The sequence below is a fragment of the Ramlibacter monticola genome (assembly GCF_016722785.1).
GTDB lineage: Bacteria > Pseudomonadota > Gammaproteobacteria > Burkholderiales > Burkholderiaceae_C > Ramlibacter > Ramlibacter monticola.
Genome location: NZ_JAEQNE010000011.1, coordinates 1 through 14,419 on the forward strand (window position 1 = coordinate 1; position 14,419 = coordinate 14,419).

At 68.7% G+C, this 14,419-nt stretch carries 11 protein-coding genes and 1 pseudogene; 10 read left to right on the forward strand and 2 right to left on the reverse strand.

Translation table 11 applies throughout. From position 1 onward, the window contains the following. Window positions 1-294 (reverse strand): annotated as a pseudogene (locus JJ685_RS29980) (IS3 family transposase); the annotation flags it as partial. Window positions 295-764: 470 nt separating this feature from the next. Between JJ685_RS29980 and JJ685_RS27710 the strand changes: the two are divergent. The 10 genes from JJ685_RS27710 (at window position 765) to JJ685_RS27755 (ending at window position 13,098) form a co-directional block, all read left to right on the forward strand. Continuing rightward, entirely contained in the window at window positions 765-1,856 is a 1,092-nt protein-coding gene (locus tag JJ685_RS27710; RefSeq protein WP_201677625.1) for a TRAP transporter substrate-binding protein, read from the forward strand. A gap of 154 nt (window positions 1,857-2,010) precedes the next feature. Continuing rightward, entirely contained in the window at window positions 2,011-3,090 is a 1,080-nt protein-coding gene (locus tag JJ685_RS27715; protein WP_201677626.1) for a TRAP transporter substrate-binding protein, read from the forward strand. 164 nt (window positions 3,091-3,254) lie between these two features. After that, the gene (locus JJ685_RS27720) at window positions 3,255-4,334 is read left to right on the forward strand and encodes a TRAP transporter substrate-binding protein (RefSeq protein ID WP_201677627.1); all 1,080 of its coding nucleotides are present in this window, start codon (window positions 3,255-3,257) and stop codon (window positions 4,332-4,334) included. Between the two features lie 172 nt (window positions 4,335-4,506). Further along, on the forward strand, window positions 4,507-5,589 hold the full coding sequence (locus JJ685_RS27725) for a TRAP transporter substrate-binding protein (protein ID WP_201677628.1): 1,083 nt from the start codon (window positions 4,507-4,509) through the stop codon (window positions 5,587-5,589). Window positions 5,590-5,664: 75 nt separating this feature from the next. Beyond that, entirely contained in the window at window positions 5,665-7,350 is a 1,686-nt protein-coding gene (ybaL, locus tag JJ685_RS27730; protein WP_201677629.1) for a YbaL family putative K(+) efflux transporter, read from the forward strand. A gap of 153 nt (window positions 7,351-7,503) precedes the next feature. After that, a complete protein-coding gene (locus JJ685_RS27735; RefSeq protein WP_201677630.1) occupies window positions 7,504-8,511 on the forward strand; it encodes a tripartite tricarboxylate transporter substrate binding protein in 1,008 nt (335 codons plus the stop codon). 99 nt (window positions 8,512-8,610) lie between these two features. After that, window positions 8,611-9,147: a tripartite tricarboxylate transporter TctB family protein gene (locus JJ685_RS27740; protein ID WP_201677631.1), complete on the forward strand. Its 537-nt coding sequence runs from the start codon at window positions 8,611-8,613 to the stop codon at window positions 9,145-9,147. A 12-nt stretch (window positions 9,148-9,159) separates the two neighbouring features. After that, complete coding sequence (locus tag JJ685_RS27745; protein WP_201677632.1) at window positions 9,160-10,695, forward strand: tripartite tricarboxylate transporter permease; 1,536 nt, start codon at window positions 9,160-9,162, stop codon at window positions 10,693-10,695. 149 nt (window positions 10,696-10,844) lie between these two features. Continuing rightward, window positions 10,845-11,696: a sugar phosphate isomerase/epimerase family protein gene (locus JJ685_RS27750; RefSeq protein ID WP_201677633.1), complete on the forward strand. Its 852-nt coding sequence runs from the start codon at window positions 10,845-10,847 to the stop codon at window positions 11,694-11,696. After that, the gene (locus JJ685_RS27755) at window positions 11,689-13,098 is read left to right on the forward strand and encodes an enolase C-terminal domain-like protein (RefSeq protein WP_201677634.1); all 1,410 of its coding nucleotides are present in this window, start codon (window positions 11,689-11,691) and stop codon (window positions 13,096-13,098) included. The genes JJ685_RS27750 and JJ685_RS27755 overlap by 8 nt, the downstream gene beginning before the upstream one ends. Before the next feature lie 6 nt (window positions 13,099-13,104). Here JJ685_RS27755 and JJ685_RS27760 read toward each other — a convergent pair whose 3' ends face one another. Next, on the reverse strand, window positions 13,105-14,358 hold the full coding sequence (locus tag JJ685_RS27760) for a putative Na+/H+ antiporter (protein ID WP_201677635.1): 1,254 nt from the start codon (window positions 14,356-14,358) through the stop codon (window positions 13,105-13,107). Between the last annotated feature and the right edge of the window lie 61 nt (window positions 14,359-14,419).

Consider the following 14,419-nt stretch of genomic DNA (forward strand, 5'->3'; position numbering starts at 1 on the left):
CGCCTTCTGCTGGGCTTCCTTGAGCTGCAGCTCAAGCTCCTTGATCCGCTGCTCCGGCGGCACGGGTTTGCTGGGGTCTGACATCTTCTGGACTGATTTGCCCATGGATGATGCCTTGCGCCACCGCGGGCTGCCATGCCTTCGCATCCAGGTCAGAACGGTCGATGACCCCTGTATGCCGTAGCGCCTTTGTGCTTGGCCGGTCGTCAGTTCGCCCTTCTCGACCTGTTCAACCACTGCAAGCTTGAACGCAAGCGTGTAGTCGTTCTGTGTTCTCTTGGTCCATTCCGTCATTGACTTTCCTTTCTGGTGGCCAGAAAGGTGTCAACCCATTTCAGGACGGGTCACAGTCCCGGTCTGATCCTGCGATGTGTCGGTTCGGACGCAGCGGCTTCGTTCGAGATCGCCGGACACTCACTGAGTGACTTCGCGGAGGACGCGCGCTACCCAAAGGCGCAGCGCAGGACCAGGATGGGACAGTCCGCCTCGGCGACATAAAGGAGGAGGCGCGGGCGCAACCATCGCCCGGGGCGGGGCTCTCATCCGCGCCGGGGGACAGTCGCCGAGGCGGACTGTCCCATCCTGGTCCGGCTCCGGAGCAACGGACCTCCCAAACAGCCCCTCACCGCGCACCCCTTTCTCAAGGGAAAACCCCGGTCTGACAGCAAGCCGTCAGTCTCCAGAATGAGCCACCCCGCGAACCGCTACGAAAGGTTACGACGGGCGCGGACGCGTAGTCCGTTCAACTCATTCCAGGAGACACCATGGATCGTCGCTCGCTTATCAAGAATGCAGGCATCGCGGGCGTGCTCGCGTCCGGCATCGCCCCGGCCGTGCACGCCCAGGCGGCCATCCGCTGGCGTCTCGCTTCCAGTTTCCCGAAGTCGCTCGACACCCTCTATGGCGGCGCCGAGGTGTTCGCCGCCCGCGTGAAGGCGATGACCGGCGGCAAGTTCGAGATCTCCACCCATGCCGCGGGCGAACTGATGCCCGCCTTCGGCGTGGTCGACGGCGTGCAGCAGGGCACGGTCGAAGCCGCTCACACCGCGCCCTACTACTTCTTCGGCAAGAACGAGGTGTTCGCGCTCGGCTGCGCGATCCCGTTCGGCCTCAACAGCCGGCAGATGACGGCGTGGATGCACGAGGGCAACGGCCTGAAGCTGATGCGCGAGTTCTACGCCAAGTACAACATCATCAACTTCCCGGCCGGCAACACCGGGGCCCAGATGGGCGGGTGGTACCGCAAGGAAGTGAAGTCGATGGCCGACATCAAGGGCCTGAAGTTCCGCGTCGGCGGCTTCGCCGGCAAGGTCGTCGAGCGCATGGGCGGCGTGCCGCAGAACATCCCCGGCGGCGAGATCTACCAGGCGCTGGAGAAGGGCACGATCGACGCCGCCGAATGGGTGGGCCCGTACGACGACCTGAAGCTCGGCTTCCACAAGGTCGCGCAGTACTACTACTACCCCGGCTGGTGGGAAGTGGGTCCCGAACTGGACGTGTTCATCAACACCAAGGCTTACGAAGCCTTGTCGGCCGAGTACAAGGCGGTCGTGCAGGCCGCGGCGGCCGAGGCGCACGTGTACGTGCAGGCGCGCTACGACGGCCGCAACCCTGACGCGCTGAAGACGCTGGTGGCGCAGGGCACCAAGCTGCGTCCCTTCCCCGCCGACGTGATGAACACCGCGTTCAAGGAAGCCATGGCGCTGTATTCGGAGATCGGCGCCAAGAACGAGGACTGGAAGAAGGTCTATGCGGACTACGCCAAGTTCCGTCAGGAAGAGAACCTCTGGTTCCAGTTCACCGAGGCCTCGCTGGACAATTTCATGCAGGCGCAGGTGAAGGCGAAGAAGCTCTGAGCCGCCCGGCGCTGCGACGGGAAAGGCCCTGCGGGGCCTTTTTCATTGGGAGGTTCTAAGTGCAAACACGGGTGCGGCGCGCCAGCCGCCTGACAGCCAGCCGCGCGACGCACGGGCGATCATGGACGGCACGTTGCAACTTCCAGAGCAGTTCATGGACCGTCGTTCCGTTCTCAAGCATGCCGGCATCGCCGGTGTCCTGGCCTCCGCCGCCGCGCCGGCAGTGCACGCGCAGGCCGCGATCCGCTGGCGCATCGCCTCCAGCTTCCCCAAGTCGCTCGACACCATCTACGGCGGCGCCGAGGTGTTCGCCCAGAAGGTGAAGCAGCTGTCGGGCGGCCGGTTCGAGGTGTCGGTGCACGCCGCCGGCGAGCTGATGCCGGCCTTCAACGTGGTGGACGGCGTGCAGCAGGGCACGGTCGAGGCCGCGCACACCGCGCCCTACTACTTCTTCGGCAAGGACGAGACCTTCGCGATCGGCGGCGCCATCCCCTTCGGCCTCAACAGCCGCCAGATGAGTGCCTGGACCTTCGAGGGCAACGGCCTGAAGCTGATGCGCGAGTTCTATGCGAAGTACAACATCGTCAGCTTCCCCTGCGGCAACACCGGCGCGCAGATGGGCGGCTGGTACCGCAAGGAGATCAAGTCGGCCGCCGACATCAAGGGCCTGAAGTTCCGCGTCGGCGGCTTCGCCGGCAAGGTCGTCGAGCGCATGGGCGGCGTGCCGCAGAACATCCCCGGCGGCGAGATCTACCAGGCGCTGGAGAAGGGCACCATCGACGCGGCCGAGTGGATCGGCCCCTACGACGACCTCAAGCTGGGCTTCCACAAGGTCGCGCCCTTCTACTACTACCCCGGCTGGTGGGAAGGCGGCCTGCAGCTGGACCTGTACGTCAACCAGAAGGCCCATGACGCCCTCTCGCCCGAGAACAAGGCGATCGTCGAAGCCGCCAGCGCCTACGCGCACGTGGACATGCAGGCCAAGTACGACGCCCGCAACCCCGCCGCCGTGAAGCAGCTGGTGGCGCAGGGCGCCAAGCTGCGTCCCTTCCCCGCCGACGTGATGGCCGATGCCTTCAGGCAGTCGATGGCGGTGTACGCCGAGCTGTCCGCGAAGAACCCGAACTGGAACAAGGTGTACGGCGACTACGCGCGCTTCCGTTCCGACCAGAACCTGTGGTTCCGCTTCACCGAGGCCACCTTCGACCGCTTCATGCAGGCGCAGAAGCTGTGAGATCGCCCGGGCGCCCGGGCGCCCGCACGGCGACGAAAAAGGGCTGTCGGGAGCCCTTTTTCGTTCGTCGGTCCGTGCCGCCATGACAGCTCCTTGACAGCTTGGTGCAAACGAAGGAATCGATGATCCGCCCACTTACGCCTACAACGAAGGAGATAGTTTCCATGGATCGTCGCTCCGTCCTGAAGAATGCCGGCATCGCCGGGGTGCTCGCCGCCGGCGTCGCGCCCGCGGTGCATGCCCAGGCCACCATCCGCTGGCGCCTCGCTTCCAGCTTCCCGAAGTCGCTGGACACCATCTACGGCGCGGCCGAAGTGTTCTCGCAGCAGGTCAAGGCGATGTCGGGCGGCAAGTTCGAGATCTCCGTGCACGCCGCCGGCGAGCTGATGCCCGCCTTCGGCGTGGTGGACGGCGTGGAGAAGGGCACCGTGGACATGTGCCACACGGTGCCGTACTACTTCTTCGGCAAGGACGAGACCTTCGCGATCGGCGCGGCCATCCCCTTCGGCCTCAACAGCCGCCAGATGAGCGCCTGGATGTACGAGGGCAACGGCCTGAAGCTGATGCGCGAGTTCTACGCCAAGTACAGCATGATCAACTTCCCGGGCGGCAACACCGGCGCGCAGATGGGCGGCTGGTTTCGCAAGGAGCTGAAGACGCTCGCCGACGTGAAGGGCCTGAAGTTCCGCATCGGCGGCTTCGCCGGCCGGATCATCGAGCGCATGGGCGGCGTGCCGCAGAACATCCCCGGCGGCGAGATCTACCAGGCGCTGGAGAAGGGCACCATCGACGCGGCCGAGTGGGTGGGCCCGTACGACGACCAGAAGCTGGGCTTCAACAAGGTCGCGCCCTTCTACTACTACCCCGGCTGGTGGGAAGGCGGCCCGCAGGTGGACTTCTTCATCAACCAGAAGCAGTTCAACGCCCTGCCGGCCGAGTACAAGGCCATCGTCGAGGCGGCGTCCAGCCACGCCCACGTCGACATGCAGGCCAAGTACGACGCCCGCAACCCGGCGGCGCTGAAGCAGCTGGTCGGCTCCGGCGCCAAGCTGCGCCCGTTCCCGAACGACATCATGAACCAGGCCTTCAAGGTCTCGATGCAGGTGTACGACGAGCTGTCGGCCAAGAACGAGAGCTGGAAGAAGGTCTACGCGGACTACGCCAAGTTCCGCGCCGACCAGAACCTGTGGTTCCGCTTCACCGAGGCGACCTTCGATCGCTTCATGCAGGCGCAGAAGCTCTGAAGCCCGGCGGGAGAGGCCCGCAGCTCATGCCAAAAGCCGCACGGAAGTGCGGCTTTTGCCTTGCATGCACCGGGGGAGTGCAAGACTTCTGACAGGTTTGCGGGGGTGGCGGGCGCATCATCGTCCCGCTTCCCTTTCCATCACTCCCTCTCCCTCTCCCTCTCCCTCTCCCATGGATCGTCGCTCCCTCATCAAGCGCGCCGGCATCGCCGGCGTGCTCGCTTCCGGCATCGCTCCCGCGGTGCACGCCCAGGCCGCCGTCCGCTGGCGCCTGGCTTCCAGCTTCCCCAAGTCGCTCGACACGATCTTCGGCAGCGCCGAGATGCTGTCCAAGACCGTCAAGGAATTGTCCGGCGGGAAGTTCGAGATCTCCGTGCACGCCGGCGGCGAGCTGATGCCCGCCTTCGGCGTCGTCGATGCGCTGCAGAACGGCACCGTCGAGATGGCGCAGACCGCGCCCTACTACTTCACCGGCAAGGACTCGATCTTCGCGTTCGGCTGCGCCGTCCCGTTCGGCCTCACGGCGCGCCAGATGGACGCCTGGATGGAACACGGCAACGGCCGCAAGCTGATGGACGCGTTCTACGGCAAGTACAACATCAAGAGCTTCAGCGCGGGCAACACCGGCACCCAGATGGGCGGCTGGTTCCGCAAGGAGATCAAGACCGTCGCCGACCTCAAGGGCCTGAAGATGCGCATGGGCGGCGGCCTGTTCGGCGAAGCCATGGCCAAGCTGGGCGTCGTGGCGCAGAACATGCCCGCCGGCGAGGTGTACCAGGCCCTGGAGAAGGGCACGCTGGACGCCACCGAGTTCGTCGGCCCTTACGACGACGAGAAGCTGGGCTTCAACAAGGTGGCCCCGTACTACGCCTACCCGGGCTGGTGGGAAGGCGGCGCCGAGCTGGAGTTCTTCGTCAACACCAAGGCCTACGGCGCCCTGTCGGCCGAAAACAAGGCGATCCTCGACGCCGCGACCCAGGTGGCCGCGCGCGACATGACGGCCAAGTACGACGCCTTCAACCCGATCGCGCTGAAGCGCCTGGTGGCCGCCAAGACCAAGCTGATGCCCTTCACCAAGGAGATCATGGACGCCGGCTGGAAGGCCTCCATGGAAGTCTTCGCCGAGCACGAGGCCAAGTCGCCCGAGTTCAAGAAGATCCACCAGGACATGCGCGCCTTCCAGCGCGACCAGATCCTGTGGACGCGCTTCTCCGAGTTCCGCTTCGACTCGTACATGACTTCCGTGAAGCTCTGACGGCCAGCTGACCGTCCGACCGAAAGCCCGCCTCCGGCGGGCTTTTCTCTTGCGCTCCTCCGTCATCATGGGGGGATGGACCACAACCTCCCGCTGATCACCACGATCGCCGCCGGCCTGGGGCTCGCGCTCGTGCTCGGCTTCGTCGCCGCGCGCCTGCGGCTGCCGGCGCTGGTGGGCTACCTCCTCGCCGGCGTGGTGATCGGGCCGTTCACGCCCGGCTTCGTCGCCGACACCAAGCTCGCCTCCGAATTGGCCGAGATCGGCGTCATGCTGCTCATGTTCGGCGTCGGCCTGCACTTCTCGCTCGGGGACCTGCTGGCGGTGCGGCGCATCGCGATCCCGGGCGCGATCGTGCAGATCCTCGCCGCCACCGCCATGGGCGTGGCGGTCGCCACCTTCTGGGGCTGGAGCCTGGCGGCCTCGCTGGTCTTCGGCATCGCGCTGTCGGTGGCCAGCACCGTCGTGCTGCTGCGCGCGCTGGAGAGCCTGGGCCAGCTGGAGAGCTTCAACGGCCGCATCGCCGTGGGCTGGCTGGTGGTGGAGGACCTGGCGATGGTGATCGTGCTGGTGCTGCTGCCGCCGATCGCCACGGCGCTGACCGGCTCCACCTCCACCGACCCGGAGCAGATCGCGCGCAGCATCGCGACCACGCTGCTGCAGGTGGTGGCCTTCGTGGCGCTGATGCTGGTGGTGGGACGGCGGCTGTTCCCCTGGCTGCTCTGGCAGGTGCAGAAGCTCGGCTCGCGCGAGCTGTTCACGCTGTGCGTGGTGGCCGCCGCGGTGAGCATCGCCTACGGGGCCACCCACCTGTTCGGCGTGTCCTTCGCGCTGGGCGCCTTCTTCGCCGGCATGGTGCTGCGCGAATCGCAGTTCAGCCACCGCGCGGCCGAGGAGACGCTGCCGCTGCGCGACGCCTTCGCGGTGCTGTTCTTCGTCTCGGTCGGCATGCTGTTCGATCCGCGCGTGCTCGTGGACGAGCCCCTGCGCGTGCTGGCCGTGCTGGGCGTGATCGTGCTGGGCAAGTCGCTGGCGGCCGCGGCGCTGGTGCTGCTGCTGCGCTATCCGCTGCACACGGCGCTCACCGTCTCCGCCAGCCTGGCGCAGATCGGCGAGTTCTCGTTCATCCTGATCGGGCTGGGCGGCTCGCTGGGAGTGGTGCCGCCGCAGGCGCAGAGCCTGGTGGTCGCCGGCGCGCTGATCTCCATCGCGCTCAACCCGCTGGTGTTCCGCGGCATCGAGCCGCTGCAGCGCTGGCTGCTGGCGCGCTCGCAGCTGGCGCGCAACCTGGCGGCGCGGGACGACCCGCTGGCCGAACTGCCCCTCAGCACGGACCCGAAGTACCTCTCGCGCCAGGTCGTGCTGGTGGGCCACGGGCGCGTCGGGCGCAAGCTCGGCGAGGCGCTGCAGGCGCACCACATCCCCTTCGTGGTGGTGGAGCAGAACCGCGCGGTGGTGGAGGAATTGCGTTCGGCGGGCATCCCCGCCGTGTTCGGCGACGCGGCGCTGCCCGAGGTGCTGGTGCAGGCGCACGTGGCCCGGGCCCGCATGCTGGTGATCGCCACGCCCGACACGCTGGGCGTGCGCCAGATGGCGGCGCACGCGCGCCTGCTCAACCCGGGCATCGAGCTGGCGGTGCGTTCGCACAACGAGGAGGAGGCGCAGCGACTGGAGCAGGAACTCGCCGGCAGCGTGTTCGTGGGGGAGCACGAACTGGCGCGGGCGATGACGCGGCACGTGCTGGAGCGCTGCGCGGCCTGAGGGCGGTTCGATTCCTGGGCTGCGTCAATTCACCGTCTGGTGAATCACTGTGCCGTGCCCGCACGCGTCCGGGGAAGCCGCGTTGACAGGCCTCCCCCGCCCGCCGTAGAGTGGTTAATTAACCAGTTAGAGAATTAACCCGGAGACGCGAACATGCAGAAGCGCTTTTTCCTCCATGTCCTGGCTGCTGCTGCCGCCCTGGGAGCGGCCCTGCCGGCCGCCGCCCAGAACTGGAAGCCTACCCGCCCGATCAACCTGATCGTGCCCTGGGCCGCCGGCGGCTCCACCGACCAGGTCACCCGCGTCACCGCCGCGGAGCTGGAAAAGGCGCTGGGCCAGACCATCGTGATCGTGAATCAGCCGGGCGCTTCCGGCGCCATAGGCACCAAGAGCGCGCTCGATGCCGCCAAGGACGGCTACACCTGGACGGCCGGCGCGGCGCAGGACCTAGGCGCGTACCAGGCCCTCGGTTCCGTCAACACCAGCATCAAGGACTGGCACCTGTTCCTCAATGTGGCCAACGTGCAGGTGATCGGCGTCAACCCGACCCGCCCCTGGAAGAACGCCCAGGAGCTGCTCGACGACATGAAGAAGCGCCCGGGCCAGATCGCGGTGGCGACCGCGGGCGTGACGTCCGCCGGCCACAACGCGATGGACCAGATCGTCAAGGCGACCGGCGTGAAGTACAAGGAAGTGTCCTATGACGGCGGCAACCCCGCCGTGGTCGCCACCGTGGCCGGCGAGGCCGACATCACGACGCAACTCGCGGTGGAGCAGGCCGACATGATCCGCGGCAAGCGCCTGCGCCCGTTGGCCAGCGTGAGCGACAAGGCGCTGGAGCTGGAAGGCTTCGGCACCATCCCGCCGCTGTCGCAGACGGTGCCCGGCTTCACCGCCCCGACCAACTACTTCGGCATCTTCATCCCCCGGGGCGTGCCGGACGAGGTGGTGAAGACCGTGGAGAAGATCTGGGCCGAGCAGATCGTCAAGAGCGAGGCGCTGAAGAAGTACGCCACCAGCCGCGGCGCGCTGTTCCACCCCCTGGCCGGCGACGCCGCGCAGAAGGCGGTGTTCCCGGCGGTGCAGGCCAATGCCTGGAACCTGCACGCGGGCGGCAAGACCAAGGTCGCGCCGGACACGGTGGGCATCCCCAAGCCTTGAGCGCATGAGCGCCGCACGGCCGCCCGAAGGCGCTCGCCCCCTCCGCTTGCGGAGGGGGGAGGCGGAGCACGCAGTGCGGAGCCTGGGGGAGGTTACCCGATGAGCGACCCCGCAGTCGTCTCCGGCGAAACCGCGGCGCCGCGCTCCGACCTGAAGGACGCGGTCGGCTGGATCGCACTGGGCGCCGCCGTCCTGATCGGCTCGCTCGCGATGGACCGGCTGGAACAGCAGAACATCAACCCGGTCACCGTGCCGGGCCTGCTGCCCGGCCTGCTCGGGATCGCGATGATGCTGCTGGGCCTCATCCTGGGCGTGCGCAGCTGGCGCCGCGGGGCGTTCGCGCACGCCGCGCCGCCGGTCACGGCGCACCGGCGCGAGGAGCGCAGGCGCGTCGCCCTCGCCGTCGCGCTGTGCTGCGGCTACGGCATCGTGCTGGTGGGCCACGGCATCCCGTTCTGGCTCGCCTCCACGCTCTACGTCACGGCTTCCATCCTGCTGTTCCAGCGCATCAGCCACGACCTGGCGGAGCGCCGGCTCACGCCGCGGGCGTGGGGGAAGGCGCTGGCGATCGGCGTGATCTCCTCCGTGGTCACCTGGGCGGTGTTCGAAAAGCTGTTCCTCGTCCGCCTGCCCTGAACCCATCCCCCCATGCTGCAAGGACTGCAAGACCTCGGGACGGCCTGGCTGAGCTTCATGAACCCGCTCACGCTCCTGTACGGGCTGGGCGGCGCCTTCGTCGGCATCGTCATGGGCATCCTGCCGGGGCTGTCGGCGACGCTCGCCATCGCCCTGCTCACCACCCTCACCATCAAGCTCAGTGCCAACGACGCGATCCTGGTGCTGATCTGCTCCTACGTCGGCGCGCTCTACGGCGGCTCGCGCACGGCGATCCTGCTGAACATCCCCGGCACCGCGGCCAACGCCGCTTCCTGCGCGGACGGGTACGCCCTGGCCCTGCAGGGGCAGGCGGGCCGCGCCATCGGCATCGCCACCTCGGGCGCATTCGTCAGCACCTTGCTCGGCGTGGTGTGCCTGGCGCTGTTCACGCCGCTGCTGGCGGAGGTCGCGTTGCAGTTCGGCGCCTTCGAGTTCTTCTGGCTGACGCTGTTCGGCGTGACCATGTCGGGCAGCATCGTCGGCGGCGATCCGCTCAAGGGCTGGCTGATGGGCCTGCTGGGCCTGTTCCTCGCGCAGGTGGGCCAGGAGAGCCTCTATGCCTACGACCGCTTCACCTTCGGCTGGGGCGAACTCTCGGGCGGCATCGCGCTGATCCCGGCGCTGGTGGGCGCCTTCGGCCTCGCCGAGGTGCTGACCACCCTGGCCGACCCCATCGAGCGCAAGATCGTCGACCTGAAGGACTCGGTGCTCCCGCGCTGGCGCGAGATCGTGGTCTACAAGTGGACGGTGCTGCGCTCGGGGATCATCGGCGTGCTGACGGGCCTGCTGCCCGGCGTGGGCGAGGATGCCGGCGCCTGGATGTCCTATGCCGCGGCCAAGGCGGTGAGCAAGGAGCCGGAGAAGTTCGGCAAGGGCTCCATCGACGGCCTGATGGCCGCCGAGACCGGCGACATGTCGTCGATCCCCGGCCACATCATTCCCTCGCTCGCCCTCGGCATCCCGGGCTCCGCGCCCTCGGCGGTGCTGATGGCCGCGATGATCATCCACGGGGTGCAGCCCGGGCCCATGCTGATGATCCAGCACCCGCACTTCATCTACGAGGTGGTCGCGATGACCACCCTGGCGTCGATCACCATCCTGCTGTTCGGCCTGTTCGGCGTGCGCCCGCTGCTGCACGTGCTGAAGGTGCGGCGCGGCATCCTGATGCCGATCGTGTTCCTGCTGTGCACCGTGGGCGCCTTCGCCACCGCCTCGCGCCTGTTCGACATCTACGCCATGCTGTTCATCGGCGTCGGCGCCTACTTCCTGCGCCGGCGCGGCTACGAGATGGCGCCGCTGGTGCTGGGCCTGGTGCTCGGGCCGCTGCTGGACAAGAGCCTGCGCCGCGGCCTGGTGCTGTCCGACGGGAGCGTCCTTCCCTTCTTCACGCGGCCGATCGCGATGGCCTTCGCGGCCGTCACCTTGTTCACCATCCTGCTGTACGTGCCGCCCTTCAAGCGCGCCGTGAACAGGGTGAAGTCCGCGGCCGCCGACGCGGTGCGCGGCATGTTCGCGCGCCGGGTCTGAAGTGAAAGCCCAGCCCCGAAGCGCCTTCGGCGCCTCCCCCTCGAGGGGGCGCCACCACCGGCCCGGCCAAGCCGGTTCCGCGGTGGCACTGGGCCAGGGCATGCGATCCCGCGCGCCGACGCTCTTTGGCGACGTGGTGGAGAACTGAGATGCGCTTCGCCTTGTGCAACGAGGTCCTGCAGCCGCTGCCCTTCGCGCGGCAGTGCAAGCTGGCCGCGGACCTCGGCTACGACGGCCTGGAACTCGCGCCGTTCACGCTGGCCGAGGATCCGGGGAAGATGGTCGACGCGCAGGCCGCGGAGTTCCGCCGCATCGCGGAGGACCACGGCCTGCGGATCTTCGGCCTGCACTGGTTGCTGGTCGCGCCCGCGGGCCTGTCGATCGTGAGCGAGGATGCGCAGGTGCGGGGACGCACGACCGACCTCATGACGCGGCTGGTCGAACTGTGCGCGCTGCTGGGCGGCAGCTACCTGGTGCACGGCTCGCCGAAGCAGCGAAGCGTGCCGGAGGGAAGCACGCGCGAGCAGGCCTGGGAACGCGCGCGGGCCTGCCTGGCAGCCGCCGGCGGCTCCGCGGCGCGGCACGGCGTCACCTACTGCCTGGAGCCGCTGGCGCGGCGCGAGACCGACCTGGTCAACACGGTGGAAGAGGCCGTGCGCATGGTGGAGGAGGTCGCCTCGCCGGGCCTGCGCACCATGATCGACTGCAGCGCCGCCGGCCAGGCCGAGGCCGAGCCGGTGCACCGCCTGATGGAGCGGTGGATGCCGCGCGGCGTGGTCGCGCACGTGCAGGTCAACGACCCGAACCGGCGCGGCCCCGGCCAGGGGGCGCTGGACTTCGGGCCCATCCTGGGCGTGCTGGCGCGCATGGAGGCCGCGGGCCACTTCCCCGGCATCGTCGCCGTGGAGCCCTTCGACTACGTGCCCGACGGGCCGGGCTGCTCCGCGCGCGCCATCGGCTACCTGAAGGGCGTCCTGCAGGGACTGCAAGCCCATGGCTGATGCACCCCCGCTCGCGCTCCGCGCGATCGAACTGTACGAGCGGCCTGTCCATCTGCGCATGCCCTTCCGCTTCGGCGTGGTCACGCTGACGGAATGCCCGCAGGCCTTCGCGCGCGTGCAGGTGGCGCTGGCGGACGGGCGCACGTCCTGGGGCGCGGCGGCCGAACTGATGGCGCCGAAGTGGTTCGACAAGAACCTGGCGCTGTCGAACGAGGACAACTTCGATCAACTGCGCACCGTGCTGCGGCTCGCGCGTTCCGCCTACCTGTCCGACGTGTCGCGCGCCACGGCTTTCGGCCATTTCGCGCGCCACCACGAGGCCCATGCCCGCGCGGCGGCGCAGCAGGGCTTCAATCCGCTGCTGGCGAGCTACGGGCCGGCGCTCGTCGACCGCGCCGTGCTGGACGCCCTGGGCCGGGCGCGGGGCGTGTCCTTCTACGAAGCGATGCGCGCCAACCTTGCCGGCATGGGGGCGGCGCACCCCGCCTTCGCCGGCATCGACTTCGGGCGCTTCCTCTCGCGGCTGCAGCCCGCCGCCAGCATCCATGCACGCCACACGGTGGGACTGGTCGACGCGATCACCGATGCCGACCGGACGGAGCGCGTGGGCGACGGCCTGCCCGAGACGCTGGAGGAGGTGGTGCGGGCCTGCGGCCATCGCTACTTCAAGCTGAAGGTGGGCGGCAAGGTGCAGGCCGACGTCGAGCGGCTGCGGGCGATCGCCTCGGTGCTCGATCGCGCGGATGCGCCGTACCACGCGTCCCTCGACGGCAACGAGCAGTACGAGGACGCCGAGGGCGTGCTGGAATTGGTGCGGGCGGTGCGCGCCGATCCGAAGCTGCAGCGCCTGTGGCAATCCATCCTGTTCATCGAGCAGCCGATCGCGCGCAAGCTGGCACTGGAGGTCGACCTGCGGGCGGCGGACTTCGGCAAGCCGGTGATCGTCGACGAATCCGACGGCGAACTGGACAGCTTCGTGCAGGCGCGCTCGCGCGGCTATGCCGGCGTGTCCTCCAAGACCTGCAAGGGCTTCTACAAGTCGGTGCTGAATGCCGCCCGCTGCGAGGCCTGGAACCGGGAGGAGGGCGGCGCGCGCTACTTCATGTCGGGCGAGGACCTGACGACGCAGGCCGGCCTGTCGGTGCAGCAGGACCTGGCGCTGGTGAACCTGCTGGGGATCCGGCACGTGGAGCGCAACGGGCACCACTACGTCGACGGCATGAAGGCGCTGCCGCGGGCGGAGCAGCTGGCCTTCCTGCGCGCGCATCCGGACCTGTACGAAGACAGCCACGGGGCGGTGCGGCTGCGCATCCGCGGCGGCGAGATCGCGATCGGCTCGCTGGCGTGCGCCGGATTCGCGAGCGGGGCCCTGCCGGATTTCGGTGCGATGCGGGCGTTCTGACGCGCTTCAGAGGAGCAACAAGGCCGCTGCCGCGATGGCCGTGGGAATCGCCGCGCCCAGCAGCAGCCCGCCCGCCCCGATGCTCTCGTCCTCGAATCCACCGCGCAGCAGCGCCACGCCCGCCGGATTCGGCGCATTGGCGATCACCGTGAGGCCGCCGCCCGCCACCGCGCCCGCCACCAGCGCATAGCGCGCCTCCGTCGACAGCCCTTCGATCAGCGAGCCGAGGTAGGTGAGGGCGGCGTTGTCCGTCACGGCCGTGAGCCCCAGCGCGCCGAAGAACAGCGCGTTCGCGTCCATGGAGGACACCAGCGGCTGCAGCCACCACTGCTGCATCCCTCCGAGCACGACGAGTCCGGCGAGGAAGAACGCCACCAGCAGGGCCTCGCGGATCAGCAGCGGCTGCTGGAAACGGCCGTAGGCGGCGGTGAATCCGAGGAAGAACAGGAACAGGCCGAAGAACACGGCGGGATGGTGCGCGGTGAGGACCACGCCGGTGAGGAAGCCCAGGTGCACGAGCCGCACGCCCAGCGGCACCGCCGGCCCCTGCCCCTGCGGCACCGGCGCCGACAGCCCCGGCAGGTGGCGCCGCAGCACCCAGCACGCGAGCGTCGCGTTCGCCAGCACCGCGAGCGCCGCCTTCCAGCCGAAGGTGCGCGCCATGAAGGCCGTGTCCCATTCCCAGGCCGAGGCGACCATCAGCACGGGCGGCGCTGCATACGAGGTGAGCGTGCCGCCGATCGACACATTGACGAACAGCACGCCCAGGGCCATGTACTTCCAGCGCTCCGGCACCTCGGTGCGGAACACGCGCGCCCGCAGGAGCAGCGCCGACAGCGTCATCGCGGCCGGCTCGGTCACGAGGGATCCGAGCAGCGGCAGCGCGGCGAGGCACAGCCACACCGTGGCCAGCCCTATGTCCAGCGGCAGCAGCCGGGCGACCCGCTGCACGGTCGCACGCAAGGCCTCCAGCACCGGGTGCGAGGCGGCGATCACCATGATCACGAACACGAACAGCGGCTCGGTGTACTGGCGGCTTTCGACGTAGAGGACCGCTTCCTGCCAGCGGCCCAGCCCCGCCATCGCGAGCACCAGCACGAGGGACCAGAACCCGAACACCACTTCCACCTCGCCGAGCAGGTGGAACAGGCCCTCGTGCTGCGGAAAGCGGTGCGCCAGGCGCTCGAGCTGGCGTGCTGCGAACGTGTGCAGCAACGCGATGGCGAACAGGACGGCAGCGAGGGTGTCGATGGTGCTCACAGGTTTCGTCCCAAAGGAAGAGGGCCCCGCGGGGCCCTCTGGCGTCCATGCTCTCGGCTGC

What these genes read in the sequence shown, in the direction of transcription:
- JJ685_RS27710 (WP_201677625.1), top strand. Translation starts at nt 765, where the DNA reads ATGGATCGTCGCTCGCTTATCAAGAATGCAGGCATCGCGGGCGTGCTC.
- JJ685_RS27715 (WP_201677626.1), top strand. Translation starts at nt 2,011, where the DNA reads ATGGACCGTCGTTCCGTTCTCAAGCATGCCGGCATCGCCGGTGTCCTG.
- JJ685_RS27720 (WP_201677627.1), top strand. Translation starts at nt 3,255, where the DNA reads ATGGATCGTCGCTCCGTCCTGAAGAATGCCGGCATCGCCGGGGTGCTC.
- JJ685_RS27725 (WP_201677628.1), top strand. Translation starts at nt 4,507, where the DNA reads ATGGATCGTCGCTCCCTCATCAAGCGCGCCGGCATCGCCGGCGTGCTC.
- ybaL (WP_201677629.1), top strand. Translation starts at nt 5,665, where the DNA reads ATGGACCACAACCTCCCGCTGATCACCACGATCGCCGCCGGCCTGGGG.
- JJ685_RS27735 (WP_201677630.1), top strand. Translation starts at nt 7,504, where the DNA reads ATGCAGAAGCGCTTTTTCCTCCATGTCCTGGCTGCTGCTGCCGCCCTG.
- JJ685_RS27740 (WP_201677631.1), top strand. Translation starts at nt 8,611, where the DNA reads ATGAGCGACCCCGCAGTCGTCTCCGGCGAAACCGCGGCGCCGCGCTCC.
- JJ685_RS27745 (WP_201677632.1), top strand. Translation starts at nt 9,160, where the DNA reads ATGCTGCAAGGACTGCAAGACCTCGGGACGGCCTGGCTGAGCTTCATG.
- JJ685_RS27750 (WP_201677633.1), top strand. Translation starts at nt 10,845, where the DNA reads ATGCGCTTCGCCTTGTGCAACGAGGTCCTGCAGCCGCTGCCCTTCGCG.
- JJ685_RS27755 (WP_201677634.1), top strand. Translation starts at nt 11,689, where the DNA reads ATGGCTGATGCACCCCCGCTCGCGCTCCGCGCGATCGAACTGTACGAG.